We start from the raw sequence: 1,541 nt of genomic DNA on the forward strand, positions 1-1,541 counted from the left end.
TAAAAGTTGTTGTTTTCCCTGGTTGGCAGGGATATTCAAAATTGATTCTGCGGCTTAGAGTCGGTTTTAGCATGAAAGTTCATAACATTGATGTCAGTGAAACTAACAGTTAAACAGGACGTTGATCCGGGAAAATGACCAATGAGTAGAAAGCGGGTTTCTGTTGCAGAAGAATAATGTGGGGTTGGGTCAATGAGTGACACTAAACGATCGGTCAATCATCCATAGTTCACTGATGTTCGCCCTATTACCGTCATGGATGGTCAACACATGGCCATCGACGCTGAAGGTGGCTGACCTGATCCCTTTGCGATGGGTAATGGTGGTTCTTTCTTTCCATGATCCATCGCTCTCCAGGCCATAAATTCTCGCCTCACCATCAATACTGGAGGTGACCACATGGCTGCCATCGACGCTAAAGGTTGCTGATATGACACAATCAACGGAAATGATAGTTTTTTCTTCCCAGGATCCGTTGTCCTTCCGGCTATAGATTTTCACCTTGTCATCTTTACCGCAGGTGATCGCATGGCGGCTATCGACGCTAAAGGTTGCTGAAAAAATGAACACATCATCATGGGAAATGGTCATTTTTTCCTCCCATGATCCATCGTCCTTCTGCCCATAGATTTTTGCCATTTTATAACTACTGCAGATGATGAAATGGCGGCTATCGGAGCTGAATTTGGCTGAGTTGCCCCTGTTTTCATAGGAAATAGTGGCTTTTTCTTCCCATGATCCATCGTCTTTCTTGTCGTAGATGATCGCCCTGCAATAGTCTCTGGAGGTCAACACATGGCGGCTATCGGCGCTGAAGGTGGCCGAATTGACATAACGATCGCGGCGAATGATGGCTTTTTCTTCCCATGAGCCATCGGCCTCCAAGCCATGGATTCTCAGCTTGTCATCGCTACTGAAGGTCAACAAATGGCGACCATCGGCGCTGAAGGTGGCTTGGTCGACCGATTTATCATGGGAAATAATGGCTGTTTCTATCCATGACTCATCGTTTTTCTTGCTATAGATTTTCGCTTTGCCATCATTGCCAGCGGTCACCACATGGCGGCCATCGCTGCTGAAGGTTGCCGACAGGACAAAACAATCGTGGCGAATAACGGCTTTTTTTACCCATGACCCATCGTCCTTCTGGCCGTAGATTTTCGCCTTGCCATCTTTACTGGCGGTCACTGCATAGCGACCATCGGCGCTCAAGGTGGCTGAGAAGACAATGTCGTCATGGGAAATAGTCGTTTTTTCTTTCCACGATCCATCGCGCTCCCGGCCATAGATTTTCCATGTTTTATCGTCACAGGCGATCATCAGGTGGTGGCCATCGGCGCTGAAGGTAGCTGAGTCCTCTGAACTACTACAGGGGATGCTGGCTTTAATCTCTAATTTAAATGTTTTACATTCGGACATCAGTTTGGTGAGAGTGGAAAAGAACAGTGCAGGAAAATGAATACTCCCATGGCGATCCATGACTGAATTGACTAATGCCTCATCCTTTGTAAAACGCTTCAACCATTTCTGGAGTTCATCTT

1 protein-coding gene is annotated in these 1,541 nt (G+C 46.7%); it reads right to left on the minus strand.

What is annotated here, in order from left to right:
* Nucleotides 1-189: 189 nt before the first annotated feature.
* A partial coding sequence (locus KDK18_RS11810) for a WD40 repeat domain-containing protein (RefSeq protein ID WP_257255118.1) occupies nt 190-1,541 on the minus strand: 1,352 nt, incomplete at its 5' end.

Source organism: Endozoicomonas sp. SESOKO3 (assembly GCF_024606255.1).